This window comes from Pseudomonas sp. 3296 (assembly GCF_031456615.1).
In the GTDB taxonomy this organism is placed as follows: Bacteria; Pseudomonadota; Gammaproteobacteria; order Pseudomonadales; family Pseudomonadaceae; genus Aquipseudomonas; species Aquipseudomonas mucoides.
On sequence record NZ_JAVDUY010000007.1, the window covers coordinates 126,304 to 152,025 of the forward strand.

At 59.8% G+C, this 25,722-nt stretch carries 22 protein-coding genes and 1 pseudogene; 18 read left to right on the forward strand and 5 right to left on the reverse strand.

The window, feature by feature from the left end:
- Nucleotides 1–7 precede the first annotated feature (7 nt).
- The 16 genes from J2X66_RS19870 to J2X66_RS19945 all read left to right on the forward strand — a co-directional run bounded on the left by J2X66_RS19870 (nt 8) and on the right by J2X66_RS19945 (nt 20,508).
- Nucleotides 8–418: a PaaI family thioesterase gene (locus J2X66_RS19870; RefSeq protein WP_310267416.1), complete on the forward strand. Its 411-nt coding sequence runs from the start codon at nt 8–10 to the stop codon at nt 416–418.
- A complete protein-coding gene (locus J2X66_RS19875) occupies nt 409–1,932 on the forward strand; it encodes a long-chain fatty acid--CoA ligase (protein WP_310267417.1) in 1,524 nt (507 codons plus the stop codon). Before J2X66_RS19870 ends, J2X66_RS19875 begins: the two co-directional genes overlap by 10 nt.
- 251 nt (nt 1,933–2,183) lie before the next feature.
- The gene (locus J2X66_RS19880; protein WP_310267419.1) at nt 2,184–3,323 is read left to right on the forward strand and encodes an acyl-CoA dehydrogenase family protein; all 1,140 of its coding nucleotides are present in this window, start codon (nt 2,184–2,186) and stop codon (nt 3,321–3,323) included.
- Between the two features lie 31 nt (nt 3,324–3,354).
- Nucleotides 3,355–4,563: a lipid-transfer protein gene (locus J2X66_RS19885; protein WP_310267421.1), complete on the forward strand. Its 1,209-nt coding sequence runs from the start codon at nt 3,355–3,357 to the stop codon at nt 4,561–4,563.
- Nucleotides 4,560–5,717 (forward strand): acyl-CoA dehydrogenase family protein, encoded by a 1,158-nt coding sequence (locus J2X66_RS19890; protein WP_310267423.1) that lies wholly within the window; start codon nt 4,560–4,562, stop codon nt 5,715–5,717. Before J2X66_RS19885 ends, J2X66_RS19890 begins: the two co-directional genes overlap by 4 nt.
- Nucleotides 5,718–5,742: 25 nt before the next feature.
- Nucleotides 5,743–6,759: an acyl-CoA dehydrogenase family protein gene (locus J2X66_RS19895; protein WP_310267425.1), complete on the forward strand. Its 1,017-nt coding sequence runs from the start codon at nt 5,743–5,745 to the stop codon at nt 6,757–6,759.
- Nucleotides 6,756–7,544, forward strand: coding sequence for a crotonase/enoyl-CoA hydratase family protein (locus J2X66_RS19900; RefSeq protein ID WP_310267427.1), 789 nt, complete (start codon nt 6,756–6,758; stop codon nt 7,542–7,544). Before J2X66_RS19895 ends, J2X66_RS19900 begins: the two co-directional genes overlap by 4 nt.
- A gap of 166 nt (nt 7,545–7,710) precedes the next feature.
- Nucleotides 7,711–9,543, forward strand: coding sequence for a DUF1302 domain-containing protein (locus J2X66_RS19905; RefSeq protein WP_310267429.1), 1,833 nt, complete (start codon nt 7,711–7,713; stop codon nt 9,541–9,543).
- 26 nt (nt 9,544–9,569) lie between these two features.
- Nucleotides 9,570–10,937, forward strand: coding sequence for a DUF1329 domain-containing protein (locus tag J2X66_RS19910; RefSeq protein WP_310267431.1), 1,368 nt, complete (start codon nt 9,570–9,572; stop codon nt 10,935–10,937).
- Nucleotides 10,938–11,071: 134 nt separating this feature from the next.
- Nucleotides 11,072–13,243: a LuxR C-terminal-related transcriptional regulator gene (locus tag J2X66_RS19915; protein WP_310267433.1), complete on the forward strand. Its 2,172-nt coding sequence runs from the start codon at nt 11,072–11,074 to the stop codon at nt 13,241–13,243.
- Nucleotides 13,244–13,363: 120 nt separating this feature from the next.
- A complete protein-coding gene (locus J2X66_RS19920; RefSeq protein ID WP_310267435.1) occupies nt 13,364–14,716 on the forward strand; it encodes a coniferyl aldehyde dehydrogenase in 1,353 nt (450 codons plus the stop codon).
- A gap of 30 nt (nt 14,717–14,746) precedes the next feature.
- On the forward strand, nt 14,747–15,829 hold the full coding sequence (locus J2X66_RS19925) for a Zn-dependent alcohol dehydrogenase (RefSeq protein ID WP_310267436.1): 1,083 nt from the start codon (nt 14,747–14,749) through the stop codon (nt 15,827–15,829).
- A gap of 163 nt (nt 15,830–15,992) precedes the next feature.
- Entirely contained in the window at nt 15,993–17,186 is a 1,194-nt protein-coding gene (locus J2X66_RS19930; RefSeq protein ID WP_310267437.1) for an acyl-CoA dehydrogenase family protein, read from the forward strand.
- 10 nt (nt 17,187–17,196) lie between these two features.
- Nucleotides 17,197–18,351, forward strand: a complete 1,155-nt coding sequence (locus tag J2X66_RS19935) for an acyl-CoA dehydrogenase (protein ID WP_310267439.1) — start codon at nt 17,197–17,199, stop codon at nt 18,349–18,351.
- A gap of 231 nt (nt 18,352–18,582) precedes the next feature.
- Nucleotides 18,583–19,149, forward strand: a complete 567-nt coding sequence (locus tag J2X66_RS19940) for a YceI family protein (protein WP_310267441.1) — start codon at nt 18,583–18,585, stop codon at nt 19,147–19,149.
- A 231-nt stretch (nt 19,150–19,380) separates the two neighbouring features.
- The gene (locus tag J2X66_RS19945) at nt 19,381–20,508 is read left to right on the forward strand and encodes a diguanylate cyclase (RefSeq protein ID WP_310267443.1); all 1,128 of its coding nucleotides are present in this window, start codon (nt 19,381–19,383) and stop codon (nt 20,506–20,508) included.
- A gap of 23 nt (nt 20,509–20,531) precedes the next feature.
- On the opposite strand, the gene J2X66_RS19950 is transcribed toward J2X66_RS19945, so the two are convergent.
- The 5 genes and pseudogenes from J2X66_RS19950 to J2X66_RS19970 form a co-directional block, all read right to left on the reverse strand.
- Nucleotides 20,532–21,071 carry a hypothetical protein gene (locus J2X66_RS19950; protein WP_310267445.1) on the reverse strand — a complete coding sequence of 180 codons (540 nt, stop codon included), beginning with the start codon at nt 21,069–21,071 and terminating at the stop codon, nt 20,532–20,534.
- A gap of 15 nt (nt 21,072–21,086) precedes the next feature.
- Nucleotides 21,087–21,701 carry a hypothetical protein gene (locus J2X66_RS19955; protein ID WP_310267447.1) on the reverse strand — a complete coding sequence of 205 codons (615 nt, stop codon included), beginning with the start codon at nt 21,699–21,701 and terminating at the stop codon, nt 21,087–21,089.
- A 76-nt stretch (nt 21,702–21,777) separates the two neighbouring features.
- Complete coding sequence (locus tag J2X66_RS19960; RefSeq protein WP_310267449.1) at nt 21,778–22,737, reverse strand: hypothetical protein; 960 nt, start codon at nt 22,735–22,737, stop codon at nt 21,778–21,780.
- A 487-nt stretch (nt 22,738–23,224) separates the two neighbouring features.
- Nucleotides 23,225–23,554 (reverse strand): annotated as a pseudogene (locus J2X66_RS19965) (hypothetical protein); the annotation flags it as partial.
- A 71-nt stretch (nt 23,555–23,625) separates the two neighbouring features.
- A complete protein-coding gene (locus J2X66_RS19970; protein ID WP_310267451.1) occupies nt 23,626–24,066 on the reverse strand; it encodes a hotdog fold domain-containing protein in 441 nt (146 codons plus the stop codon).
- 164 nt (nt 24,067–24,230) lie between these two features.
- Here J2X66_RS19970 and J2X66_RS19975 point away from each other — a divergent pair, with 164 nt between their 5' ends.
- Nucleotides 24,231–24,866: a TetR/AcrR family transcriptional regulator gene (locus J2X66_RS19975; RefSeq protein ID WP_310267453.1), complete on the forward strand. Its 636-nt coding sequence runs from the start codon at nt 24,231–24,233 to the stop codon at nt 24,864–24,866.
- Nucleotides 24,867–24,891: 25 nt separating this feature from the next.
- Nucleotides 24,892–25,602: a GNAT family N-acetyltransferase gene (locus J2X66_RS19980; RefSeq protein ID WP_310267456.1), complete on the forward strand. Its 711-nt coding sequence runs from the start codon at nt 24,892–24,894 to the stop codon at nt 25,600–25,602.
- The last annotated feature ends 120 nt before the right edge of the window (nt 25,603–25,722 follow it).

Genomic DNA, 25,722 nt, shown 5'->3' on the forward strand with positions numbered 1-25,722 from the left:
CGAGGCAATGACTCCCGACGGGTTCAAAGCGCTGGAAAGACGCTCGGGTTTCCTGCGCAATTGCGGTGACTTCTACGTCCACGACGAGCGCCCGATCCTGGCGGTGCGCCTTGAACCCCAGCATCTCAATTACGTGGGCATCGCCCATGGAGGGTTTCTCGCCACGGTGGCGGACAGTGCCTTTGGCGTCATTTTGCGGCGTGAGTCGGTGTCGCAGTCGGTGGCGGTGACGGTCAATTTGAATGTCGATTACATCGGTCCGGTGCACGAAGGTGATTGGCTGGAAGCGCATGTGGACGTACTCAAGACCGGCGCCACGTTCATCAACGCCAGCTGCCTGTTAAAGGTAGGCGAGCGCCTGGTGTTGCGGGCCAACGGTGTGTTCACCACCTGGAAGGGCAAGACGCCATGTACATGACCCAATGCCTGCAACGAACGTTGCAGCAGAACCCGGATCATCTGGCGACGATTTTCGGTGAGCGGCGCCAGACGTATCGTCAGTTTGGCGAGCGCGTTGCACGCCTGGCCGGCGCCCTGCAAATGCTGGGCATGGCGGCGGGGGATCGGGTCGGGATGCTGGCGCTCAACTCTGATCATTACCTGGAATACATCATGGGTGTGTGGTGGGGCGGTGGCGTGCTCAACCCGGTGAACATTCGCTGGAGCGTGCCGGAGATCGTCTACTCGCTGGACGATTGCAGCACCGGAATTTTGATTGTGGATGAGCATTTTGCAGCGTTGGCCGAAGGCATCCGGGCCACGGCCCGCCAGGTGCCTCTGTTCATTTTTGCCGGGGAGGGTGATGCGCCGCCTGGCATGCTCTCCTTTGAGCAGATGATCGCGCAGGCTGCGCCAGTCGAGGACGCGGGTCGCGGCGGCGATGACCTCGCCTGCATCATGTACACCGGTGGCACGACCGGGTTCCCCAAGGGTGTCATGCAGTCGCATTTGAATCTGTGGTCGGCGTGCATGCCGCGCATGGTCGATATGCCGCCGGTGCGTGGCGGCCGGTTGTTGCACGTCGCGCCGCTGTTCCACGTGGCGGGTATGGCGCGAGCATTGATTCAGTTTCTGGCCGGCGAGACCCATGTGCTGGTGCCGGGCTTCGATGCTGAAGAGTTGCTGCACATTATCGAGCGCGAACAGATCACCGAGACGCTGTTGGTGCCGACCATGATCCTGTCGCTGTTGGCCCATCCCGATTTCGATCGTCATGACCTCAGCAGCCTGACCCGTCTGACCTACGGCGCGTCGCCCAGCGCTGGCGACATGGTTGAGCAATTACTGGCGCGGCTTCCGGACATTGAGCTGTCTCACTCTTACGGACTGACAGAGGCGTGTCCGGTGGTGTCGAGTAATCTGCCGTGGAACCACACCCCGCAAGCTCGCCAAAGCGGCTTGTCGCGTTCGGTCGGGCGTGGCGGACTGGGCGTGAACGTGAAGATTGTCGACCCCGAAGGCAATGAAGTCCCACGCGGCACGGTCGGCGAGATCATCGTGCGCGGCCCGAACATCATGCTCGGCTACTGGAACAAGCCCGAGGAAACCGCCAAGGCGTTGCGCGATGGTTGGTTGTACACCGGCGACGCGGCCTACATGAATGAGCAGGGTTTTCTGTTTATCGTCGACCGGCTGAAGGACATGATCGTCAGCGGCGGCGAAAACGTTTACTCGGCCGAAGTTGAAAACGTCCTCGCACGGCATCCCGCCGTGGCGTTGTGCGCGGTGATTGGCATCCCCCATGAGCAGTGGGGCGAAGCGGTGCACGCCGTAGTGGTGCGCAAGCCCGGTGCCGAGGTCGACGAAGCGGAACTGCGCCTGTTCTGCCGCGAATTCATCGCCGGCTACAAGTGCCCAAAAAGCATCGAGTTCCGCGACACCTTACCCCTCTCGGCCGCCGGCAAAGTCCTCAAGCGCGAACTGCGCAAGTAGCCACAACCAACCCCCCTGTGGGAGCGGGCTTGCTCGCGATGACGGTCTGACCTTCAACATCAATGTTGATTAAACCGCCGCTATCGCGAGCAGGCTCACTCCTCCTGAGTACTGCGCTGCGCCTCCCAACTTCATTCCTTTAGCCACCGGCATGTGCTACCCGATCCGGGTGGCCTCATGAACCACCCCCGTCAATACAGTGGACCTACGAACCAGGCGCACGCCTGCCTGGCCATCCACTGGAGATCCCGATGCACATCAACCGTACCGTCTACCGTGAAGACCACGAAATGCTGCGTGAAACCGCGCGGCGTTTCTTCGAGCGTGAATGCCTGCCCAAGCAGGCGCAGTGGGACGAGGCCGGGCAGGTCGACCGGGAAACCTGGCTCAAGGCCGGTCGCCACAACCTGCTGTGCCTCACTGTGCCGACCGAATACGGCGGTGGCGGCGGTGACTTCGGTCACTCTGCGGTGTTGATCGAAGAGTTGTACCGCGCCGGTGTGTCGGGCTGGAGCCTGGGGGTTCACTCCGACATTACCGCGCCTTACATCGTGCGTCTGGGCACCGAAGAGCAGAAGCACAAATGGCTGCCGAAAATCTGCACCGGTGAAACCGTTCTGGCCGTCGCCATGACCGAACCCGGCACCGGTTCCGACCTCAAGGCAATCCGCACCACCGCCGTGCGTGACGGCGACGAGTGGGTGATCAACGGCAGCAAAACCTTCATCAGCAACGGCCTGACCTGCGACATGGTCGTGGTGGTCTGCAAGACCGACCCGAGTGCCGGCGCCAAGGGTTGCAGCCTGATCATGGTCGAGTGCAACCGTGAAGGTTTCCGTCGCGGGCGCAAGCTGGAAAAGGTCGGCCAGCATGCCGCCGACACCGCCGAACTGTTCTTCGACAACGTGCGTGTGCCAGTGGGCAACCTGCTCGGTGAGGAAAACAAAGGCTTCATGCACCTGATGGAAGAGCTGCCGCAAGAGCGCCTGGTGATCGCGCTGTACAGCGCCGCCAAGCTCGAACGCCTGCTGGAGCAAACCGTCGAGTACGTGAAGGACCGCAAGGCCTTCAACCAGACCGTCTGGGACTTTCAGAACACCAAATTCAAGCTCGCCGACATCAAGGCCCAGGCCACCGCCGTGCGTCTGATGATCGATCACTACATCGGCGAGCACATGCGTCGTCGTCTGACGGTGCAGGAGTCGGCGCTGGCCAAGCTGTTCGCCACCGAAACCCTGTGTAAGTGCATCGACGACATGGTTCAGCTGCATGGCGGCTACGGCTACATGATGGAGTACCCGATTGCCCGCGCCTTCGTCGACATGCGCGTAACGCGCATCTTCGGTGGCACCAGTGAAGTGCTGCGCGAACTCATTGCGCGCCAGTTGTGATCCTTTCCCCCTCATTTTTTCAGGTGACACCATGAGCGAAAAAGTACTGGTTGCCGGCGTCGGCATGATCCCGTTCCGCAAACCCAGCGACAGCCCGACCTACGTGCAGATGGGCGCCGAAGCAGTGCGCCGAGCGTTGGCCGATGCGTCGATTGATTACAGCCTGATCCAGGAAGCCTACGCCGGCTACGTCTACGGCGACTCCACCTGCGGTCAGACCGTGCTGTACGAAGTCGGCATGACCGGCATCCCGGTGGTCAACGTCAACAACAACTGCTCGACCGGTTCCACCGCGCTGTACCTGGCGCGCAAGGCCATCGAATCCGGTTCAGTCGATTGCGTCCTGGCGGTGGGTTTCGAGCAGATGCAGGCTGGCGCACTGAAATCCCATTGGGACGACCGTCCGCCGACCCGCGAGCGTTTCCTGCCGATCCTGCGCGGCCTGACCGCCGATATGGAGGGCATGGCTCAGGCCATCCGAACCTTCGGTGGTGCCGGACGCGAATACATACAGAAATACGGTATGAAAATGGAAACCTTCGCCGCTGTGCGCGCCAAGGCCAGCCGTCATGCAGCCAACAATCCGCTCGCATTGTTTCGCAAGGTGCTCAGCGTCGAAGACGTGATGAACGACCCGGTGATTCTGCCAGGCGTCATGACCCGCCTGATGGCCTGCCCGCCAACCTGCGGCGGTGCCGCGGCGATCCTGGTTTCCGAACGTTTTGCCAAAAAGCATGGCCTGCGCCGTGACGTGGAAATCGTCGCTCAATCGATGACCACCGACACCCCTGAATCCTTCAACTTCGAAAAGCCGTCGATGCTCGACTGGGTCGGCACGCACATGACCCACGCTGCCGTAAGCCAGGTGTACGAGAAGGCCGGCGTCGGTCCGCAGGACATCGACGTCTGCGAACTGCACGACTGCTTCGCCCAGAACGAAGTGATCTGCTACGAGTCGCTGGGGTTCTGCCCGGAAGGCGGTGCAGAAAAATTCGTGATGGACGGCGACAACACCTACGGCGGGCAAATCGTCGTCAACCCGTCCGGCGGCCTGCTGTCCAAGGGCCATCCGCTGGGGGCCACAGGCCTGGCGCAGTGCTACGAGCTGACCCAGCAACTGCGCGGCAATGCCGAACAGCGTCAGGTTGAGGGCGCACGCCTGGCCATGGCGCACAACCTCGGTCTGGGCGGCGCATGTGTGGTGACGCTGTACGGCAAAGTCAACGGAGGTGGCCAGTGAGCAGCCTGCTCGACGCCTTCCGTTTGACTGCGTTGCCGGAACACGCGCAAGCCTTTCGCACAGAGGTCAAAACCTTTCTGGCAGCGCATCTGCCAGAGGCGTCGGCCGATGTGCGGGCCCGCAGCTGGACCGGCTTCGATGCCGACTTCAGTCGCAAGCTGGCCCAGCGTGGCTGGGTCGGTCTGACCTTGCCGCCAGCGTATGGCGGTGCCGGGCTGGATGCGTTCAGCCGTTTTGTACTGGTCGAGGAATTGCTCTCGGCCGGTGCCCCGGTGGCTGCGCACTGGATCGCTGATCGCCAGAGCGGGCCGTTGATCCTCAAGTTCGGCAGCGATGCCCAGAAGGACTTCTACCTGCCGCGCATCTGCGCCGGCCAGGCATTCTTCTGCATTGGCATGAGCGAGCCAAACTCCGGTTCCGACCTCGCCAGCGTGCGCAGCCGCGCCACCCGTTGCGAGGGTGGCTGGCGCTTGAGCGGGCGCAAGATCTGGACCACTAACGCCCATCATGCCGACTACATGATTGCGTTGGTGCGCACCAGCGGATCGCCTGAAGACCGCCACAACGGGCTCTCGCAATTCATCATCGATCTCAAGCAACCGGGTATCAGCGTGCGGCCGATTGTCGACCTCGCCGGCGATGCGCATTTCTCCGAAGTGGCGTTCGACGACGTGCTGCTGGGCGAAGACACGTTGGTGGGCGAGGAGGGCAGTGGCTGGAAACAGGTCAACGCCGAACTGGCCTTTGAACGCAGCGGACCGGAGCGCTTCTACTCCAGCGTTGTGTTGCTCGACCTGTGGGCCGACACCTTGCGCCGCACCGGTGCCAGCGCCGCCGAAACCGCGTTGCTAGGCAATTTCCTGACCCAACTGACCAGTCTGCGCAACCTTTCGCTGGCGCTGACAGCGTTGCTCGCCAGGGGCGAAAGCCCGGTGGTGGAGGCTGCGCTGGTCAAGGACATCGGCACCGAATTCGAGCAGGCAATCCCGGCGGCGATTGCCGCGGCGATCAGCGCTAACCCGGATGCCCCGGTCGACGAGGCGTTGTACCGCACCGTGGCTTACCTCAACCAGGTCGCTCCGACCTTCTCGTTGCGCGGCGGCACCCGGGAAATCCTGCGCGGCATGATCGCCCGTGGGCTCGGGCTGCGTTGATGCACATCGAATAGGAAGCAACGACATGTTCACTGAAGCAATTGAAAAAATCCTGAGCGACTTGTGCACGCCTGCGCAGGTCCGTTCGGTTGAAAGCGGTGATGGCGCGCAGGCGCTGTGGAGCGCATTGGAAGACGGCGGTTTTCTGGAGTTGCTGACGCCGGAAGCGGCCGACGGCGCAGGGTTGGCGCTCAGCGCATTGTTCCCGATCTTCCTGGCCTTCGGCCGTCATGCATTGCCGCTGCCGGCAGCCCAGAGCATCGCCGCCCGCGCGTTGCTGCGTGACTGCGCGCAGCGGGTACCGGCCGGCAGGCTGACCCTGGCCGGCTCAGCCCATTGGCAGGCTGACGGCGTGCTGTGTGTGCCGCGAGTGGCCTACGGCATGCTGGCCGACTTTGCGTTGGTGAACCTGGACGGTGAATTGCTGCTGCTCGATTGCAGTCAGGCGCGCCGTCAACCCATAGGGGTTCACGCCAGCCAGTGCGCGACGCTGCATTGGCCGCAGGATGCTGTCGGCGCAGCGCTGGGCAACAACGGTGAAGAGGTCCGCCGGTTCAGCGCCGCAATTCACGCGGCAACCATCGCCGGGGCCATGGAGCGGGCGCTCGACATGACGCTCGAGTATTGCAATGACCGGGTCCAGTTCGGCAAAGCCATCGGCAAGTTTCAGGCGGTTCAGCACCAACTCAGCGTCATGGCGGAGCAAGTGGCGGCCTCGCGCATCGCGGCCGAATTGGCCTTTGCCGGCGATCTCGCCGTGCCTGCGCTCATTCCGGCAGCCATCGCCAAGGCCCGCAGCAGCATGGCCGTCCCGTCTGTAACCGCCACCGCGCATGCCTTGTTCGGTGCTATCGGCGTGACCGAGGAACTTGACCTGCAACTGTTCACCCGACGCCTGCATGAATGGCGCCTCAGCGAAGGCTCGGAAACCTACTGGAATGGCATCGTCGGCCAAGCGGCGTTGGCGCGACCGAATGTCTGCGCCAGTGAGTTCGTTCGTCTGGTCACACCGCCTCAATTGACCCAAGGAGCCCACGCATGAGCCAGTTTTTGAAGTACGAGCAGCAAGGGCATGTCGTCACCCTGACGATGAATGACCCTGAGCGGCGCAACCCGTTGACCGGCAACAGTGCCGTGCCCGAGTTCCTTGAAGCGATCGAGCGGATTGAGCGCGACAGCAGTGTTCGCGCCGTGATCATCACCGGTGCTGGCAGTGCATTTTGCTCGGGCGGCAACGTTCGCGACATGGACCGTTACGCGCAGATGTCGGGTATGGAGTTGCGTCAGGAATACCGCACCGGCATCCAGCGTTTGCCGCTGGCGCTGTTCAATCTGGAAGTGCCGGTGATCGCGGCCGTCAACGGTGCCGCGATCGGCGCCGGTCTCGACCTGGCGTGCATGTGTGACATCCGCGTGGCGTCGGAGCAAGCGAAGTTCGCCGAGAGCTTCGTCAAGTTGGGGATCATTCCGGGTGACGGTGGCGCCTGGTTATTGCCCCGCATCATCGGTCTGTCCCGCGCGACCGAACTGACCCTGACCGGGCAAATGATCGACGCCCGTCAGGCGGAGCAATGGAACCTGGTGTCGCGCGTCGTGCCAGCGGACCAGTTGCTGGACAGCGCGCGGGAAATCGCCGCCGCCATCGCCGCCAACCCGCCGCATGCGGTGCGCCTGGCCAAACGCTTGTTGCGAGAAGCCTTGCACACCCGACTCGACACGCTACTGGAAATGTCCGCGACCTTTCAGGTGCTGTCCCACCAGACTGCCGATCACCGAGAAGCGGTGGCAGCGTTTATCGAGAAGCGGCCCGCGACGTTTACCGGGTAAGTGTCACCGAGGGTAACGGCCGCTGAGCACCCCGCAAACCGGGCCGTTACCCCACAAAAATGCAAGGCCAAACCCTTGATGCAAATCACCCGTTCGGGTGTCAGGACCTCACCGCAGCGCCGCTAGCATGGGCGCTCCAACACTTCATCCTTCACCGGAGAACCGCATGACAAAAACAACAACGCGCGGAGTCTTTCAGCCAAGTCTGCTGGCCGTAGCTGTAATGATTGGGACTTGCACGAGCCAACAGGCTCACGCGGTTGATTTCAATATTGGGGAGATTCAAGGGACATTCGATTCTTCGCTGTCGATCGGCGCCAGTTGGGCGGCGGCGGACCCAGACAAGCAGTTCATTTCCAACTTCAACTCCCAGGGCGTCACCGGTGGCAAGTCCGCCTCGCGTACCACCGACGACAACCGTCTGAACTTCAAGAAGGGCGAAACCTTCTCGAAGATCTTCAAAGGTGTGCACGACCTGGAGCTGAAATATGGCGACAGCGGCGCCTTCGTGCGCGGCAAATATTGGTATGACTTCGAACTGATGGACGAGAGCCGTCCGTTCTACGACATCAACGACAGCGGGCGTGATCGCGCGGCCAAGTCGTCCGGGGCAATGTTCCTCGACAGTTTTGTCTACCACAACTACAACATCGGTGATCAGGTCGGCAACGTGCGGCTCGGCAAGCAGGTGGTGAGTTGGGGCGAGAGCACGTTCATCGGCAACTCGATCAACAGCATCAACCCGATTGACGTTGCTGCCTTGCGTCGCCCGGGTGCGGAAGTGAAGGAAGGGTTGATACCAGTCAACTTGCTCTACGTGTCCCAAGGCCTTGCCGACAACATCACCGCCGAAGGTTTCTACCAGCTGGAGTGGGACAAATCGGTGGTCGACAACTGCGGCACATTCTTTGGCAACGACGGTGTTCCGCAAGGCTGTGACGATCGCCTGGTGATCGCCGGTCTCGACCTGCCACCGGGTGTGGCGAAGAACACCGGCAGCCTGGCGGCCATTGCGGCCGGGACTGACGACGCCTTCATTCCACGCCTCAAAGACAACGATGCGCGCGACGGTGGCCAGTACGGCCTGGCCCTGCGCTGGTTTGTGCCGGAAGCCAACGACACCGAGTTTGGCGCCTACGCGATGAACTACCACAGCCGCAACCCGTACCTGAGCATCACCCAGATGAGCAATCCGGCGGGCGGGGTGGCGTCGGCGCGCAGCGCCCGTTACTTCATCGACTACCCGGAAGACATTCATCTGTATGGCTTGAGCTTCCAGACCAACGTCGAGGGCGTGTCGCTGGGCGGTGAGGTCAGCTACCGGCCGAACATGCCGCTACAACTGAACACCGCTGACTTGCTGTCGGCAGCGACGTTCGGTGCCACTTCACCACTGATCACCACCGGGTTCGCCGGGCGCAACCTGGGCGCAGAGGTCAACGGCTACAAGCGCATGCCTGTGACTCAGGCCCAAGTGACCGCGACCCAATTCTTTGATCAGGTACTGGGGGCCAGCCGTCTGACTGTGGTCGGAGAGGTTGGTTACAACCATATCAATGGCCTGGGCAAGGCTGATGGCACGGACCTGCGCTTCGGTCGCAGCCCGGCCTTCGGTTCCGGTCAATTGCCGGGTGCGGCCGGCGCGGCGACCTGCCGAGGCACCGCAGCGGGCCTGCCGAACGCCAGCAACCCGGCGCAGGAGTGCAACAACGACGGCTTTTACACCAGCAGCAGCTGGGGCTATCGACTGCGCGGCAAGCTGGATTACCAGAACGTGATCGCCGGTATCAACCTGTCGCCGAACATCGCCTGGTCCCATGACGTTCAGGGCTACGGGCCGAACTTCGACGAGGGCTCCAAAGCGGTCAGCGTGGGCGTCGATGCCGATTACCTGAACACCTACAACGCCAGCCTGAGTTACACCAACTACTTCGGTGGCGACTTCAACACCAACGTCGACCGCGACTACGTTGCGCTCAGCTTCGGCGTGAATTTCTGATGCAACCCTGCCAGAGGACCTTCAACATGAACGCACGTATTTTTCTGCACGCCGGCGCACTGAGCCTGTCGCTGCTGGCCAGTGGTGTCATGGCCGCTGTCACCCCTCAGGAAGCCGCTCAACTGGGCACCACGCTGACCCCGTTGGGCGCTCAGAAAGAGGGCAATGCCAACGGCAGCATCCCGGCCTGGACCGGCGGTTTGAAACCCGGTGCTGCGCCGCTCGACAATGGTTTTCTCGGTGACCCGTTTGCCAGCGAGAAGCCTGAGTTCGTCATTACTGCCGCCAACGCCGACCAGTACAAAGACAAGTTGACCCCGGGCCAACTGGCGATGTTCAAGCGCTACCCGGACACTTACAAGATCCCGGTTTTTAAGACCCAGCGTACCGCCGCGGCACCGTCGAACATCTATGAAATTGCCAAGAAAAGTGCCGTCACCACCCAACTGACACCCGACGGCAACGGCCTGCTGAACTTCTCCCAGACCCGCTACTACCCGTTCCCGATTCCGAAAAGCGGCGTCGAGGTGTACTGGAACCACACCAACCGTTATCGCGGCGGCAACATGGAGCGTGAGGCGGCGCAGGCCGCGCCACAAACCAACGGTTCCTATTCCGTCGTCGAGTACGAGGACAAGCTGGCGTTTCCGCAGTTGATGGAAGGCGTAGAGGGTGGGCAGGGCGACAACGTTCTTTACTACTACAAGCAGGAAATCACCGCGCCGTCGCGCATGGCCGGCAGTGTGATCCTGATCCACGAGACCATCGACCAGGTCAAGGAACCGCGCCTGGCGTGGGTTTACAACGCCGGCCAGCGTCGCGTGCGACGCGCGCCACAAGTGGCCTATGACGGTCCGGGCAACGGTTCAGACGGCATGCGCACCGCCGACAACACCGACATGATGAACGGCGCCCCAGACCGGTATGACTGGAAACTGGTAGGCAAAAAGGAACTGTACATCCCGTACAACAATTACCGCTTGCAGTCGCCGAAAGTGAAGTACGACGACATCATCAAGCCGGGCCACATTAACCAGGACCTGACCCGTTATGAGCTCCACCGCGTCTGGCACGTCGAGGCCACGCTGAAGCCGGGGCAGCGTCATGTCTATGCCAAGCGCGACATGTACTTTGACGAAGATACCTGGCAACTGGCCGAAGTCGATCATTACGACGGCCGTGGTCAACTGTGGCGAGTGGCCGAGGGTTATGCGGTTAACGATTACGAGCGTGGCGCCCCTAACTTCGCGATGCTCGGGATTTATGACTTGATCGCCGGTCGCTACAACGTGCTGGCGATGACCAACCAGGCCAAGCATGCGACGACCTACGGCATGACCGCCAAGATGACCGACTTCACCCCGTCGGCACTGCGTAACGCCGGCATCCGCTGATCGTTCGCCCTTGCTGAAACAACGCCCTGTTCGCAGGGCGTTGTGCGTTCGGTCGGCACCCACCTGATGTGGGTGGCGCGTTCACCGTTGGCACGCTCAATGATGGCACTCTCAAACCATCCACGAGGTCCGCCATGTTTGTGCCACGGCCGCATTTGTGCAGCGTACTCAAGCGCGAGCAGCGCCGCTTGCAACTGCTTTGCGCGCCTGCCGGTTATGGGAAAACAGCCTTGTTGCGGGAGTATTTGCAGGGGGTGGCAGGGCGGGTGATCTGGTTGGGGTTGGAGGGGCAGTCGCAAACCCTGACGTCATTGAGTGCGCGGCTGGTCGTTGAATGTGGCGGGGCACCGGAAACGGCGCTCGATGCGTTGATCGAGTTGGCAGGAATATCGCCATCGCGAGCAAGCTCGCTCCCACAGGGGCGCGCGGTCAACTGTGGGAGCGAGCTTGCTCGCGATGAAGCCGTATCAGGCAATGAAGATTCCAGGCTTTTCCTAATCTTCGATGACCTCCCGGCAGAGATGCCGGCCGATCTGAACCACTGGTTCGACCAACTCCTGACCCTCCAGAATCCCAACCTGCAGATACTGGTCACCTGCCGCCAGCGCCCCGACTGGAACTTGCCTCACCTGATGCTGACCGGCCAATTGCTGGAGCTGGATGCCCGGCAACTGGCGCTGCGTCCTGATGAATTCGAATCGCTGGTCACGCTATTGGCACCTGACACTGACACACCCACACGGGAAACCCTGTGGTGCCAGACTGGCGGATGGTGCGCGGGTGTCCGTTTGCTGCCCTCGGGGTTGCTCGGCGCCTACCTCGAACGTGAATTTCTGGCGCGCCTGAGTGAAGAGCAACAGTCGGTGTTATTCGGCCTGGCGCATCTGTCCAAGGCCAGTGCCGACCTGTGCGATCAGCTCTGGGAAGGACAGCAGGGCGCGCAGGTGTTCAAAAGTCTGCTGGATGAGCAGGCCTTTCTGGTCCCGATCGACCATCAGCCAGGCTGGTATCGGTTGTTGCCTGCGGTTGCCCAGACCCTGCAAGACCGGTTGGGTGGCGCGCCGCTGAATCGGCTGCGCTTGCGCGCCTGCCAGTTGCTCAGCGTGCTGGGGCATGTCGATGATGCAGTCGAACAGGCGCTGTGTGCCGACCAGCCGGAGGTGGCCGCCACCTACATGGAGCGCTTGTGGCTGAGCTGGATTCTGAGTGAGCGGCACCTGAACCGGCTTATGGACTGGCGCGAACGCATTGAACCGCAACTGCTGCAAAGCAGTTCTCGCCTGATTTACTTGCAGGCCAAGGCGTTGTTGTTCAGCGGCCGGCTGGATGAAGCCGAAGAATGCCTGCAGCGTCTCGGGCATTTTTTGCCGTTGCCCGATCCGCGCCGTCATCGACGGTTGTTGGCGAACTGGCAAGCGTTGTACGGCTGCTTGCACGCGCTGCGCGGTCATGCCGAACAGGCGCGGGTGCATTGCCGTGCCGCCCTTGAACATCTGTCGGCTCAGGATTGGCTGTCGGTGTTGCTGTGCCAATGCATGTTGGCCCGCATCGCCATGAACGGCGCAGAACTGGCCGAGGCGCAGGCGCTGCTGGAACAATCGCTGGAGCTGGCGCGGCGCCAAGGCAGTTACGAGTCCGAAGTGTTGATCAACACCGACCGGGTGCGGCTGATGCTGCTGCAAGGGCAGCTGAATCAGGCGCAAGCCTTGTTGCGCAGCGAGCTGGCGCGGCTGACCGTCAGCCGCACGCAGACGTACCCGCTGCTGGGGCGAGTGATGTTCCTGCAAGGTGAGTTGTTGTTGCAGATGGGCCATTTCACTGAAGCGGAGCAGGTGCTGCAAGCCGGGCTGCTGCAGGTCCGCGACTGTTGCGCGCCGTTTGTGTTGAACGCGTATGTGCTGTTGTCGGAGATCGCCTCACGCGCCGATGACTTTGAAAAGGCGCACGGTTGGCTGCACGACGCGGAGCGCCGCATGCAGTGGGCCAACATCGACAGCGCTTGCTATCAGGGGGCGATTGCCCGGCAGAAAGCACGAATCTTCGCCCGCGAACACAATGATGACATCGACAAACCTTTGGTGGCGCGCGCGACTGGCGTGCCGGATTACCAGGATGACCTGACCCCGCGCGAAGTGTCTGTGCTCAAGCTGCTGGCCGAGGGCATGTCGGTGCGTGAGGTCGGCAGCCGGCTGTTCATCTCGGTGAACACAGTGAAAACCCACGCCAAAAACATCAACGTCAAACTCGGCGCCTGCCGTCGTACTCAGGCCATCAACAGCGCCAAGGCGATGGGAATCCTTGCGTGACAGCGCCACCCACCTGATCCGGGTGGCGGCGCCACGCCCATGATGATCAACCATGCAGCCAGGCCCGACGCTGTGCTGCGCAAACGCGGTGGCGTCCAGACAACAACAAGAGAGGTAGTGATGAGCGCCATCGAAAGTTGGACGAGCACCGACATCCGCACGATCCTTGAAAAACAGCGCGTGGCCCATCTGGCCAGCGAACCCTACAGCGTGGAGCAACGCCGCGAACTGATCGACCGGGCGATCCGGCTGCTGGTCGATCACGAGCAGGACATCATCGATGCCCTGACCGCCGACTTCGGTCATCGCAGCCCTGGCTTTTCCAAGGGCAGCGAAGTGCTGTCGCCACTGGCAACGCTCAAGCAAACCAAAGCCCGGCTGGCCGAATGGATGCAGCCCGAAGCGCGTCAGACCGAGCAGGGCGAAGCCTGGGTTCAGTACCAGCCGCTGGGTGTGATTGGCATCGTCACGGCGTGGAACGTGCCGGGCTTCATGGTGTTCAGCGGTCTCGCGGGCGCATTGGCGGCCGGCAACCGGGTGATGATCAAACCGTCGGAATTCACTCCGCACACCTCGGCGCTGATCGCGCGGCTGATCCGTTCGGTGTACGCCGAAGAGGAAGTGGCGGTGGTGTTGGGCGGCGCGGATGTCGGCCAGGCATTTTGCGGCCAGCCGTTCGATCACTTGCTGTTTACCGGCGCCACCAGCATCGGCAAACACGTGTTGCGTGCGGCGGCGGAAAACCTGGTGCCGGTGACACTGGAGCTGGGCGGAAAATCCCCGACCATTATTTCCCGCACCGCCGACTTCAAGTCCGCCGTGACCAAAGTGGTCGTGGGCAAGCTGCTCAACGCCGGTCAGCTGTGCGTGGCGCCAGATTATGTGTTCGTGCCGCAAGAGTCGGTGGACGCTTTCATCAGCGTGGCCAAAGCCGTGGTCGGCGGGTTTCTGCCGACGCTCAAGGACAATCCCGAGTACACCTCGATCATCAACTCGCGGCATCTCGAACGTTTGCAGGGCTACCTCAATGAAGCGCGCGAGGCGGGTGTCGAGCTGATCGAACTGAACCCGGCCGCCGAGGATTTCAGCGAGGCGACGCGCAACAAGATTGTGCCAACTCTGCTGCGCAACCCCGGTGACGATTTGCGGGTCATGCAGGATGAAATTTTCGGTCCGTTGCTGCCGATCAAACCCTACGAGACCCTGGCCGAAGTGATTGCGTTCATCAACGCGCGCCCGCGTCCATTGGCGCTGTACTACTTCGGCAACGACGCCACCGAAGAGGCACTGGTGCTCAATCGCACCTGTTCCGGTGGCGTGACCCTCAACGGCGTCATGAGTCATGCCAGCACCGAAAGCCTGCCGTTTGGCGGCGTCGGCCAGAGCGGCATGGGCGCTTATCACGGCATCGATGGCTTCCGTACCTTCAGCCACGCGAAAGCGGTGTTCCGTTCACCGGCCAAGCCGGCCTGAATTCCTCATTTCACTACCGAGAAAAATTTCATGAAAGCTGCCGTTTTCCATCAGGTTGGATCCCCGCTCGTCATCGAAGAAGTGGGCATCAGCAAACCGGGCCCACGCGAAGTGCTGATTCGCACCAAAGCGGTCGGTGTCTGCCATTCCGATTTGCACGTCATCGACGGTTCCTTTCCATATCCGGGGCCGATGGTGTTGGGCCACGAGGCGGCGGGTGTGGTCGAACAGGTCGGTTCCGAAGTCCGTTCGGTCAAGCCGGGTGATCATGTGGTCACCTGCCTGACCGTGTTTTGCGGTCACTGCGAACACTGCGTGACCGGCCACCTGGCTCGCTGTGTATCGCCGGAAACCAAACGCGACAAGGACGAAGAACCGCGCCTGACCTACGTGCAAAAACCGATGCCGCAATTCGTCAACCTGTCCGGGTTTGCCGAGCAGATGCTGGTGCATGAAAACGCCTGTGTGGCGATCCGTCGTGACATGCCGCTGGACCGCGCTGCGCTGCTCGGTTGTGCTGTCACCACCGGCACCGGTGCGGTGTTCAACACGGCCAAGGTGCGTCCGGGCGAGACCGTGGCAGTGATCGGTTGCGGCGGCATCGGCCTGGCGGCCATCAACGGTGCGGCATTGGCCGGGGCAGGGCGGATCATCGCCATCGACATGCTGGATTCCAAACTGGAACTGGCCCGCCAGTTCGGCGCCACCGATGTGATCAATGGCAAGGACGGCGATGCGGCCAAGCAGGTGCAGGAACTGACCCGGGGTGGTGTGCACCATGCGTTTGAATGCATCGGCCTCAAGCAAACTGCCGAGCAGGCTTTCGCCATGCTCGCGCGCGGCGGCACTGCCACGGTGATCGGCATGCTCAAGCCGGGGCTGAAAATTGAAATCGACCCGTTGCAGTTGCTCCACGAGCGCCGCATCCAGGGTTCGTTGATGGGGTCTAACCGCTTCCCGGTGGACATGCCGCGTCTGGTGGATTTCTACATGGCCGGCAAGCTCAAGCTCGACGAAATGATTTCCCAGCGCATCAGCCTGGAGCAGATCAATGACGCTTTTGATGAGCTGCGCCGTGGCGAACTGGCCCGCTCGGTCATCATCTTCGACTAAGCAGCCCTGCCACTACCCCTGTGGGAGTGAGCTTGTTCGCGATGAGGCCCGTTCATCCCACATTGACGGTGACTGACAAGCCGCTATCGCGAGCAAGCTCGCTCACACAGGGTTCTTCGCAGCGTCGAAATTGGGTAGACCAAGGCGAATTTGGAGTTGATTGATGGACATTGATTTCACAGCGGACGAATTGGCGTTTCGCCAGGACGTTCGAGCGTATCTGCGTGAGCATCTGCCGAAAGAGTTTGCCGAGCGCATTTCGCTGGGCAAGCGCCTGAGTAAAGAGCACCAGGTGCAATGGATGCAGACCCTCAACCGTCAAGGCTGGCTGGCCCCGGGCTGGCCGGTGGAGTTTGGCGGCACCGGTTGGAGCGATGTGCAAAAGCATATCTTCGACGAAGAATGCTTCGTGGCCGGCGCCCCGAAAGTGTCGTCCTTCGGTTTGAAAATGGTCGCACCCGTGATCATCAAGTTCGGCACGCCCGAGCAGAAAGCGCGGTTTCTGCCGCGCATACTCACGTGCGAAGACTGGTGGTGCCAGGGTTACTCCGAACCGGGAGCGGGCTCGGATCTGTCTTCGCTGAAAACCCGCGCCGTGCGCGAGGGCGAACATTACGTGGTCAACGGCCAAAAGACCTGGACCACCCTGGCGCACTTCGCCGACTGGATGTTTTGTCTGGTGCGCACCGATCCGCAGGCGCAACAGCAGCGCGGTATTTCCTTTTTGCTGATCGACATGAAGACGCCGGGTATCACTGTGCGTCCGATCATCACCCTCGACGGTGAGCATGAAGTCAACGAAGTGTTCTTCGACAACGTGCGTGTGCCGGTGCAGAACCTGGTCGGCGAAGAAAATCAGGGCTGGACCTGCGCCAAATATTTGCTGACCCATGAGCGCACCAGCATCGGCGGCATCGCGCAGAACAAGGCGTTGCTGAGCCGGCTCAAGCACATTGCCAGCCACGAGTTGCGCGATGGTCGTCCGCTGATCGAAGACGCGATGTTCCGCACGCAGATTGCCGAAGTCGAGATGCAATTGATGGCCGCTGAAATGAGCAGCCTGCGCACTTTGGCGGCGGTTCGCGACGGCGGCGTGCCTGGCGCGGAAAGCTCGTTCCTGAAGATCAAGGGCACCGAAATTCGCCAGGCGATCACCTACCTGATCAGCAAGGCGGTGGGCCCTTACGCGCTGCCATTCATAGACGAAGAGCTGGGTTACGGCACTGAACCGTTGCTGTACACCGACTACAGCAGCGCCGCCACCTATCAGTATCTGGATGCGCGCAAGGCTTCGATCTATGGCGGCGCCAACGAAATCCAGAAGAACATCATCGCCAAAATGATTCTCGAACTGTAAGGGGCGGACCATGGATTTCAAACTGAACGAAGAGCAACTCATGCTGCAGGACACCACGGCCCGACTGGTGCGCGATGCCTACGGTTTCGAGCAACGTGAACATTACCGCCAAAGTCAGTACGGCTTCAGCGGACCGTTCATGCAACAGCTGGGCGAGCTTGGGTTGTGCGCAGTGCCGTTCGCCGAGGCGTATGGCGGATTCGGCGGAAGTGGCGTGGAAAACATGCTGATCATGACCGAGCTGGGGCGTGGCCTGTGCCTGGAACCTTACTTGCACTCGGTCATTTTCGGCGGCGGCCTGATCAGCCAACTGGGCACTGAAGCTCAAAAGCAGTCGTTACTGGCCTCGGTGGGCAGCGCCGAGCTGCAATTGGCCGTGGCGCTCGACGAGCCGCAAAGCCATTACCAACTCCATGACGTGCAGACCACGGCCGAGCCGGTCAATGGCGGCTGGCTGCTCAATGGCCGAAAGTCGGTGGTGGTGGGCGGGCAAAGCGCCGGGTTGATCCTGGTTTCTGCGCGCACCAGCCATCAAGCACGTGACGAGAAAGGCATCAGCCTGTTTTTGCTCGACCCCAAAGCCAACGGTGTACGTCGTCGCTCGTTCGCCACCATGGACGGGCGCATGGCATGCGAACTGTATCTGGAGGGCGTACACGTCAGCAGCGACGCCGTGCTGGGTGACGTCGGTCAGGCGTTGCTGGCGCTGCGTTATCAGCAAGGCCGTTGCATCGCTGCGCAGTGCGCCGAGGCCGTTGGCAGCATGGAAGCGGCGTGTGCGCTGACCCTGGACTATCTGAAGACCCGCCAGCAATTCGGCCAACCGATCGGCAAGTTCCAGGCGTTGCAACATCGCATGGTGGACATGCGCATCGAGCTCGATCAAGCCACATCCATGACCCTGCTCGCCGCGTGTGTGGCCGATCAGACGGACAGCGATGAGCGAAGCCGTGTGCTGGCGGCGGCCAAGTTTATCGTCAGCCGTGCCAGTCGGTTCGTCGCCGATCAAGGCATTCAATTGCACGGTGGCATCGGCCTGACCTGGGAATACGTGCTCTCACACCATGCCAAGCATTTGCTGATGGTGGCGCGCCAGTTCGGTGACGATGACCACCATTTGCAGGCGTATGCGAAATTGATGCAGGTGAGTCCTGCTGGCGCCTAGTGGGTCTTGAGCCAGTCCTGAAACCGGGTCGCGCCTATGATCGGGTTGGCGCCCGGGGTCAGTGACTGGTCATTGATCGGCGCGTTCGCGCCCACGGTTGGGGAGTGGCCGGGTTTATTGCCCCGCGTCTGTGTAGAGTGGAAGAAGCGGCCGTTTTTTGCTTTAGTCCTCTTATTGCAGACCTATGCTTGGGTATCTCAGCCCATGAGGGAGCCCCGACCGGAGAATCCCATGACTGTTCGACTCCCGCGGCTCGCTATTCTGGCAGTCATACTCACGGTTGGCTTGCCCTGCGCGCAAGCGGTGCAATACAAACAAGTCAATCAAGCCGCAAGCAAGATCTCCTTCACGTACAACCAATTCACCTCGCAGGTGTACGGCACGTTTGGCGTGTTCGAAGCCAAGCTGGATTTCGACACGGCCAACCCTGCGGCAGCCCGGGCCTCGCTCACTATCCAGCTCGACAGCATCGATGCCGGCAGCAGTGACGCCAACACGGAACTGCAAAAACCCGCCTGGTTCAATTCGGCGGATTATCCTGTGGCGACCTTTGAATCGACCGATGTGAAGGCGCTTGGCGACAACAAATACACAATCATCGGCAAACTGACGCTCAGGGGGGTTACCCGTGATGTAGCGGTTCCGGTCCTGCTGAAAGCCGAGGACACCATCGGCATCTTCGACGGCGAGTTAACCCTCAAACGCAGCGACTTCAAGATCGGCGAAGGTGAATATGCCGATACCGTGGTTTCCGACGACATCAATATCCGGTTCAAGATGGTGGCGCCGCAGCAGTAACGCAGCGGTGCCTTTGTAGCAGCTGGCGCAGCCTGTATCCGGCTGCGAAGCAGTCGTAAATTCAGCACGCTCGGATTTCCTGAAACACCGCATCGTCTATTCTCACGAATGCTGCGCAGCCGGGCGCAGGCTGCTACAAAGTACGGTGGGGCTTAAGGATTCATTTGTTTGTCCAGGTGGCAGGGTGCCACAATCGCTTTTTTGTCTTTGCATCATGATCAGGCGGATCACATGGATGGCCCAGGATTTCGGCACCACCAGGAGACTTTCATCGCGGCGCAAGTGCGCGGTGACCGATTGCGACAGCTGTTCAACCAATCGGTGTCCGCGGTGTTCGGCAGTTACCTGGCCGCGCTTATGCTGTGCGGGCTGTGCTGGGAGCGCATGGATCACAACGTGATGATCGGCTGGATTGGCCTGCTGAGCGCCTCCTCGTTACTGCGCATCCTGATGTTTGTGGTCTATTTTCGCAGCCCGGACAGTGAGCGCACGCCGCAACGCTGGGAGCGGATCTATTGGGTGACGCTGGTGTTGTCTGCCGGTATCTGGGGCGCTGGGGCTTTAGCCGTCATACCGTCAGACGACCTGTTGGCCCAGGCACTGGTGATGCTGTTTGCCGTCGGCATGTCGGTCAGTGCCGTGTCGTGTTACTCGTCCTACCGGTACATGACGCTGGTGTCGATTGGCCTGGTGTTGTTGCCGTGTACCACCTGGCTGGTGTTTCAGCCGACAACATTGCAAGTCGGTATGGCCCTGGCCGTCGTGGTGTTTGCTTCATTTGTTGCCAGAGCCACCCGCAAACTGTCCGAAGCGCTGGAAACTGCTTTTCGCCTGACCCGTGAAATGGAACTGGCGCACCGCATCGCCACGCATGCTGCGCAAACCGATGAACTCACCGGGCTGAAAAACCGCCGGGCTTTTTTTGAGCATGCGCAGCAGTTGTTCAACAACTGCCAACACCATCGGTTGCCGCTGTGCGCGGTCATGCTCGATATGGATCACTTCAAGCACATCAATGACACTTACGGCCATCAGGTCGGCGATCAGGTATTGCGCCAGATGGGAGTGGTCATCAGCACCTGTTTTCGTGATACGGACGTCTACGGCCGGCTGGGGGGCGAGGAATTCGCCATCCTGCTGCCGGACACGTCCATTGAGGTCGCCCTCGAAATTGCCGAGCACCTGATCCAGTCCATCGGTGGGTTGATGGCCGGCCCGGTTTATCGCATTTCGGCCAGCCTTGGCGTCGCCGCAATGGAGATGCACGACCCTGATCTGCAAAGTCTGATGAACAATGCGGACAAGGCGCTCTATCGGGCCAAGGCGCGTGGGCGTAATCAAGTGGCAGTGTCTGAGTAAGGACAACGTGGCGGGCGAGGATTCTACTTCCCGGCTTCATTGTCTCTAGCGTCGGCGTCAGTGGTGTTGTCGCTGCCCTTTAGCGATTCTATGAGGTCGACAACGTAGTTTTGGTTAAAGCCCGCCACAAAGGACCAAAACAATAGTTTTGCGTACGACGCATAGCCTTCGGCATGCTGGCAAAAGATGACTTCAAAGCGCTCGGAGGTTTTCGGGTCCAGGCACGTGGGTGTTTGGTCCGCGATTATTTTCGGAAACAGGTCACCGCTAACAACGCCTGAAATAAAAAGAATGTACAGGACGCCTGCCAGGATGCCACCGATGAAGGAGGGCAGCGTCACGCCAAACCACGTGGAGGAAAGGTGGATGATTTCCTCATCGGTCAGGTTCGCCAGTCGACGGTGAAAACCCACGTAGCCGCCGATATTTCCTGTGATGAAGACAATGAGCGGGACCTGGTAACCGGTCGTTTGGCTGGCCAGCACTACCGACAATATCAGCAGCAACGTGAAAATAAAGAAGAGCCTCTTCCATATGGTGTTCAGTGCTTGCTGACGCAACATAGCGTTCACCGATTTTCAGGGGTTTAAAGACATTTCCAATAATTCGTCCATGCGTCGAGCGATGTCGGCGATGGTCTGTGCCTTGTCATGGCCATTAATGATGACGCGCGCACCCTCATAGTCTGGTGGTTGCCCGGCCTTGAAAAACTGGCTCAGTTTTTTGCCTGTGAACCATCCCTGCCTCATCCCCTCCACGGCGATTTCATAAGCGAGGCTCGGCTCTTTTGCCTTCGATGGGTTGCTCAATAAATCCTGATGAAAAAATGCCCCGGTCTTCTGGTAATTACTTCTTCCGGTCAGTTGAACATAGCCTCGGCCATGAAATTTCGCTCCGTCTCCAGGCTCCACATTCCCAAGCCGTTTGCCCGTAGGAGTGTCGGGGCCATACCGACGATTGAAATATTCTACTGAACCGTATTCGTCGATCGGTTGCAGCGTATGAGCGGTTTCCCATTTGAAAGTGGCCAGGCAATAAGCCAGTTGGTAGCGATCAATTGGGTTGACGGTAAATCGTTGATCTATTTCAATTTTTGCTAATAGCAATTTTATCGAGTCCGCCAACTCAGACTTCATGGGGCCGAATCGTTTTCTGTAACCGTCCAGAAAGGCGTCGTCGTCGAATGTAAACATGATGCCCTCAATGCAAGCTCAGATGCTCTAAGTGGTATGTGTAGCGGCTTTTAGTGTCGGGCCCGCGTCGGCGTGGTCAGCCGGGAAGAAAAGGCTTGAGTTCTTCGGTGTTTTCGATGTCGGCTAACAGTTGTTGTTCTTTTGTGGTGGGAGTTGTTTTGTTTTTAAGTTCTACATAGCGCTGCAGTTTTTGGTAGTTGGTATATTGCTGCAGCGTCGACTTCAGAAAATTCAGGGTATTTGTTGTGGAATTTGAGTTTCCTGAATTCAGCTGCGTCAGGAGTGTGGCGATTTTCTGATTGATGACAAAAGATGGGCTGGGGGTGACATCTGTGGACACATTAAAGATGGCGTACGAAACATTTGCGGGTTTATCCGCCAGGGTCAGCAGCCCATTGGATTGGAGTCGGAACCTGATCGGGTCGCGGGCCTGAGAAAAGACGACATAGGTTCCTTCTTGCAGAGGGGCCATTCCAGGGCGTGGTGCCCCAGGGTAAAGGGCAAATGGAAACCTGATGACGCGCTCATCTTTCTCCAGTGTAGTGGCCAGCCGTTCAACTATTTCGGCTCCCATGCTGGCGGCTATCGTATAGGGGAGCATCGCTGGAAAGACGGCGCCGGCCGTAGCAGCAAGGGATTGAAATGCCTTCGTCAGTACCTTTCTTTCTTCGGAGTCAGTGTCGATCTCGAGAACATTCAATTCGATTCTTAATTTGTCCCTTCCTGAGTAGTCGTCCGTGGCATAAATATTATCGGCATACAGGCTGCGAATAGGGGCTCCTGCCGGAATCCCTGTTTCGTAAAAATGAACACGGTCAACTAAGGGTTGTTCGCCAAAAGAGACCCTCGTTAGAACCATTACATCGTTATTTCCTCTCAGGAAACCATCCAGGTCTTCGCCGACTACGGTGGTGACCATGGTCACCTCGAATGCCTGGGCCGCTTCTATGCGTCTGGAGTTTTCATAAAGCGCATAAGGCGATACCAGCATTTCGGTATTAGGCGCTACGAACCATATAGAGTCACTCGTGTACATGGTGTCCTCTCCCTGAGTCGTCGGAAGGCCTATGGCAGTAATAGAAGTTTCTATTGATGGGTAAACGGTAGCAGTGAAATCCCGGGAGTGCCAATGCCGATTATTCTAAATAAAGTGGTGTAAAGTTGGAGTGACAGAATGTGGGTGGAGTTGTTGCGCTTTTGAAACAGAGTCTCTTCAGATTCTGTTATTGATCAAAATTCTTATTTTGTATGTGTGCAATTAATGATATTTCGGATGAGTCGATATGAGTAACTGTTATTAAATATTCAGGTAGTTACGAAGTTTATCATTGACATCGTTTGAGTCTGGGCCGGTACCGAAAACGCGCTGGCTGACTCAGGCCCAACTGGCGATAGCTCTCAAATTGCGCCTCGTCAAAGAACAAGTCTGCCGTTGTCTGGTTCGGGAAGTCCGGATTGGCGCTGGCTTAGTTAAGGACATCGGGGGAGCAGCGAAGCGATCAAACGAGGTTTGAGCACCAGGATACGGCCGATGAGCCGAACGGTTGCGCGCCGTCAGGCTGCATGTCGCTGTGGGACTGGCGACCGGCATGGAACAGTTGCAGGAAAATCTTGCCGCCCTTGGCGTGGACGGCTTCAGTGATGACTTTCCAGCCAGGAATCTGTGCGTCGTTATACAGGCCCGGCGAACCGAGGTAGCCGTTGCCGGTGGTCGAGACCACGGTGGCTTCGGAAATGATCAAGCCACCGTCGGTGGCCCGTTGCGAGTAGTACTCGGCCACGCACTCTCTGGACGAATCGGTCCGTAATCGACAGGCGCCCGGTCCGCAATGAGCAGACCGGGCGCCATCGATAACGCTTCAGTGCGTGGCTATCGGTGCGGTGACCGACTTGTCGAACGCTGAGGTGACCGTGATGGTCGGGCTCAGGCCAGTTTCACATTCATCGTGATCTGCGCCGTAAACACCTTCTTGCCTTCGGCGTCATGAATATCCACCGGGACGATCTTGTCGCCTTCGGTCTGCCAGTCCACCGCTTCACCGTCGGCCACTGCCGTCACGTCGCTCTTGGCCTTGGCCAGATACTCCACAGTCATGCCTTTTGGAATCCAGCGCGCACCGGCAGGGATGGACACGTCAGTCATTGTCCCCGCGGCCAGTTCGGCGGCGTTGCACATCGCAATCGCATGCACGCTGCCAAGGTGGTTGGTGATCTCCCGCTTGAACGGCACCTGGACCGCGGCATACCCCGGGCGCAATTCCGAGATCAGCGGGTTGATGGTGTTGAAGTAGGGCGCCACCTGGCAGGCCAGTTTGCTGAACGCTTCCGGGCCTGCGCTGTTAAACATGCTGAGAAACTGACTCATGTTGAAGCCTCACTGATGGTTGATTTTACAGAATTATTTTCCGTAACAGAATAATGTTCTGTGACGGAACAGTATTCTGTCGCAATGAAATCTGTCAACCTAGCGCGGCGTACTCATCGGCAGTTGCTCTGCCTTGTCATGGATTTTCTTGGCCAGTGTCCCGCATGGAAACTTCAGATTTACTCGAACGCAGCTACCCCGGCAGAAGAGCCGAACTCAAGCGCGATATCTTCAGAAAGGCCCTGGCCCTGTTCAACGAGCAAGGGGTCGAAGCCACGACCATCGAGATGATTCGCGCCGAGTGCGACACCAGCGTCGGCGCGATTTACCACCATTTCAGCAACAAGGAAGGCTTGGTGGCGGCACTGTTTTTCACCGCGCTGGACGATCAGGCCCAGCTTCGCGACCAGTATCTGGCCCAAGCGCAGACCACCGAGGAGGGCGTGCACGCGCTGGTGCACAGCTACGTCGACTGGGTCGACAGCCAGCCAGAATGGGCACGGTTCCAGTACCACGCACGGTTCGCCATCACCAAAGGTCCGTTCAAGGACGAACTCGCGACCCGCAACAAAACCCGTAACCAAATACTCAGTGAATGGCTGGCCGAGCCCGGCCGGCGCGATGAATTGCGAGCGGTGCCTGGCGAACTGTTGCTGTCATTAATCATCGGCCAAGCCGACAGTTACTGCCGCGCGTGGTTGTCGGGGAGGGTGAAGGGCAGCCCCAAGGCCTACCGCGAACTGCTGGCGCAAGCCGCGTGGCGCTCAATCTGTGACAATAGCCTGGCCGATGCCCAGTAAGTCTTTTCCCGGAGTCAGAATTTCAATGCCCCAACTCACCCACTTCGCAGCCCCGTGCCCGGAGCACATCAACAGCCAGATCCTGCAACTGGTCGTCGATAACCTGAGCGACATCAGCATGGTCGGCATCGGCCCGAGCAACCCGCTGTACAACGTCTACCAATACACGGTCGGCTTCGAAGTGCACCTGTACCTGGAGGCGCTCGACGGTTCCAAGGGGATTGCGGTCGAGTTGATCGTCGCCACCGACGACGAAGACCCGACGAAGGTCATCGGTTTTCTGCTGTACCTGCCGATCAAGGATGATTCGCAAGCGTGCGGCGTCGCGTACATGGCGGTCGACGCCGGCCATCGTCGCCAAGGTGTCGCCCGCGCCATGCTACAAGACATGATCAGCCGTTACCCGCACGCCGAATTGACCTGCGCCGTGGCCAAGGTGCCGTGGTTCGAATCGATGGGTTTTCAGGTGCTGGGCGTACGCGCCACGCAAGTGCTGATGAACACTCGCGACCATAGCAGCGAAGGCTTGATGGGGCTGCTGGATGTGGCGTCGATCTACAGTTCGCTGGAGGTTCGGCAGATTCATCACTACTTGCTGCAGAAGCACGGCAAGCGCGCAATGATCGACGCCGAGAAGCAGCGCGACCGGCATCTGGACCAGATGACCCGCAACGCCAAGGTGTTTGTGCTGAATCGTTTGGGCCGGAACGCCGCCAACGAGCCTCGTCTGGACTAGACTCACAAGTCCTTTCGGGAGCGCACGGTCGCCCGACCGTGATATTCTGCGTGCCAACTTGGTTTGACCTAATCAGTTTGCCCGTCTCGCAGACGCGCAAGCAGGATCAATGTCGCTCAA

Excerpts from the sequence above, each read along its gene's own strand:
- J2X66_RS19870 (WP_310267416.1), top strand. The coding sequence starts at position 8 with ATGACTCCCGACGGGTTCAAAGCGCTGGAAAGACGCTCGGGTTTCCTG.
- J2X66_RS19875 (WP_310267417.1), top strand. The coding sequence starts at position 409 with ATGTACATGACCCAATGCCTGCAACGAACGTTGCAGCAGAACCCGGAT.
- J2X66_RS19880 (WP_310267419.1), top strand. The coding sequence starts at position 2,184 with ATGCACATCAACCGTACCGTCTACCGTGAAGACCACGAAATGCTGCGT.
- J2X66_RS19885 (WP_310267421.1), top strand. The coding sequence starts at position 3,355 with ATGAGCGAAAAAGTACTGGTTGCCGGCGTCGGCATGATCCCGTTCCGC.
- J2X66_RS19895 (WP_310267425.1), top strand. The coding sequence starts at position 5,743 with ATGTTCACTGAAGCAATTGAAAAAATCCTGAGCGACTTGTGCACGCCT.
- J2X66_RS19900 (WP_310267427.1), top strand. The coding sequence starts at position 6,756 with ATGAGCCAGTTTTTGAAGTACGAGCAGCAAGGGCATGTCGTCACCCTG.
- J2X66_RS19905 (WP_310267429.1), top strand. The coding sequence starts at position 7,711 with ATGACAAAAACAACAACGCGCGGAGTCTTTCAGCCAAGTCTGCTGGCC.
- J2X66_RS19910 (WP_310267431.1), top strand. The coding sequence starts at position 9,570 with ATGAACGCACGTATTTTTCTGCACGCCGGCGCACTGAGCCTGTCGCTG.
- J2X66_RS19915 (WP_310267433.1), top strand. The coding sequence starts at position 11,072 with ATGTTTGTGCCACGGCCGCATTTGTGCAGCGTACTCAAGCGCGAGCAG.
- J2X66_RS19920 (WP_310267435.1), top strand. The coding sequence starts at position 13,364 with ATGAGCGCCATCGAAAGTTGGACGAGCACCGACATCCGCACGATCCTT.
- J2X66_RS19925 (WP_310267436.1), top strand. The coding sequence starts at position 14,747 with ATGAAAGCTGCCGTTTTCCATCAGGTTGGATCCCCGCTCGTCATCGAA.
- J2X66_RS19930 (WP_310267437.1), top strand. The coding sequence starts at position 15,993 with ATGGACATTGATTTCACAGCGGACGAATTGGCGTTTCGCCAGGACGTT.
- J2X66_RS19935 (WP_310267439.1), top strand. The coding sequence starts at position 17,197 with ATGGATTTCAAACTGAACGAAGAGCAACTCATGCTGCAGGACACCACG.
- J2X66_RS19940 (WP_310267441.1), top strand. The coding sequence starts at position 18,583 with ATGACTGTTCGACTCCCGCGGCTCGCTATTCTGGCAGTCATACTCACG.
- J2X66_RS19945 (WP_310267443.1), top strand. The coding sequence starts at position 19,381 with ATGGATGGCCCAGGATTTCGGCACCACCAGGAGACTTTCATCGCGGCG.
- J2X66_RS19950 (WP_310267445.1), bottom strand. The coding sequence starts at position 21,071 with ATGTTGCGTCAGCAAGCACTGAACACCATATGGAAGAGGCTCTTCTTT.
- J2X66_RS19955 (WP_310267447.1), bottom strand. The coding sequence starts at position 21,701 with ATGTTTACATTCGACGACGACGCCTTTCTGGACGGTTACAGAAAACGA.
- J2X66_RS19960 (WP_310267449.1), bottom strand. The coding sequence starts at position 22,737 with ATGTACACGAGTGACTCTATATGGTTCGTAGCGCCTAATACCGAAATG.
- J2X66_RS19970 (WP_310267451.1), bottom strand. The coding sequence starts at position 24,066 with ATGAGTCAGTTTCTCAGCATGTTTAACAGCGCAGGCCCGGAAGCGTTC.
- J2X66_RS19975 (WP_310267453.1), top strand. The coding sequence starts at position 24,231 with ATGGAAACTTCAGATTTACTCGAACGCAGCTACCCCGGCAGAAGAGCC.
- J2X66_RS19980 (WP_310267456.1), top strand. The coding sequence starts at position 24,892 with ATGCCCCAACTCACCCACTTCGCAGCCCCGTGCCCGGAGCACATCAAC.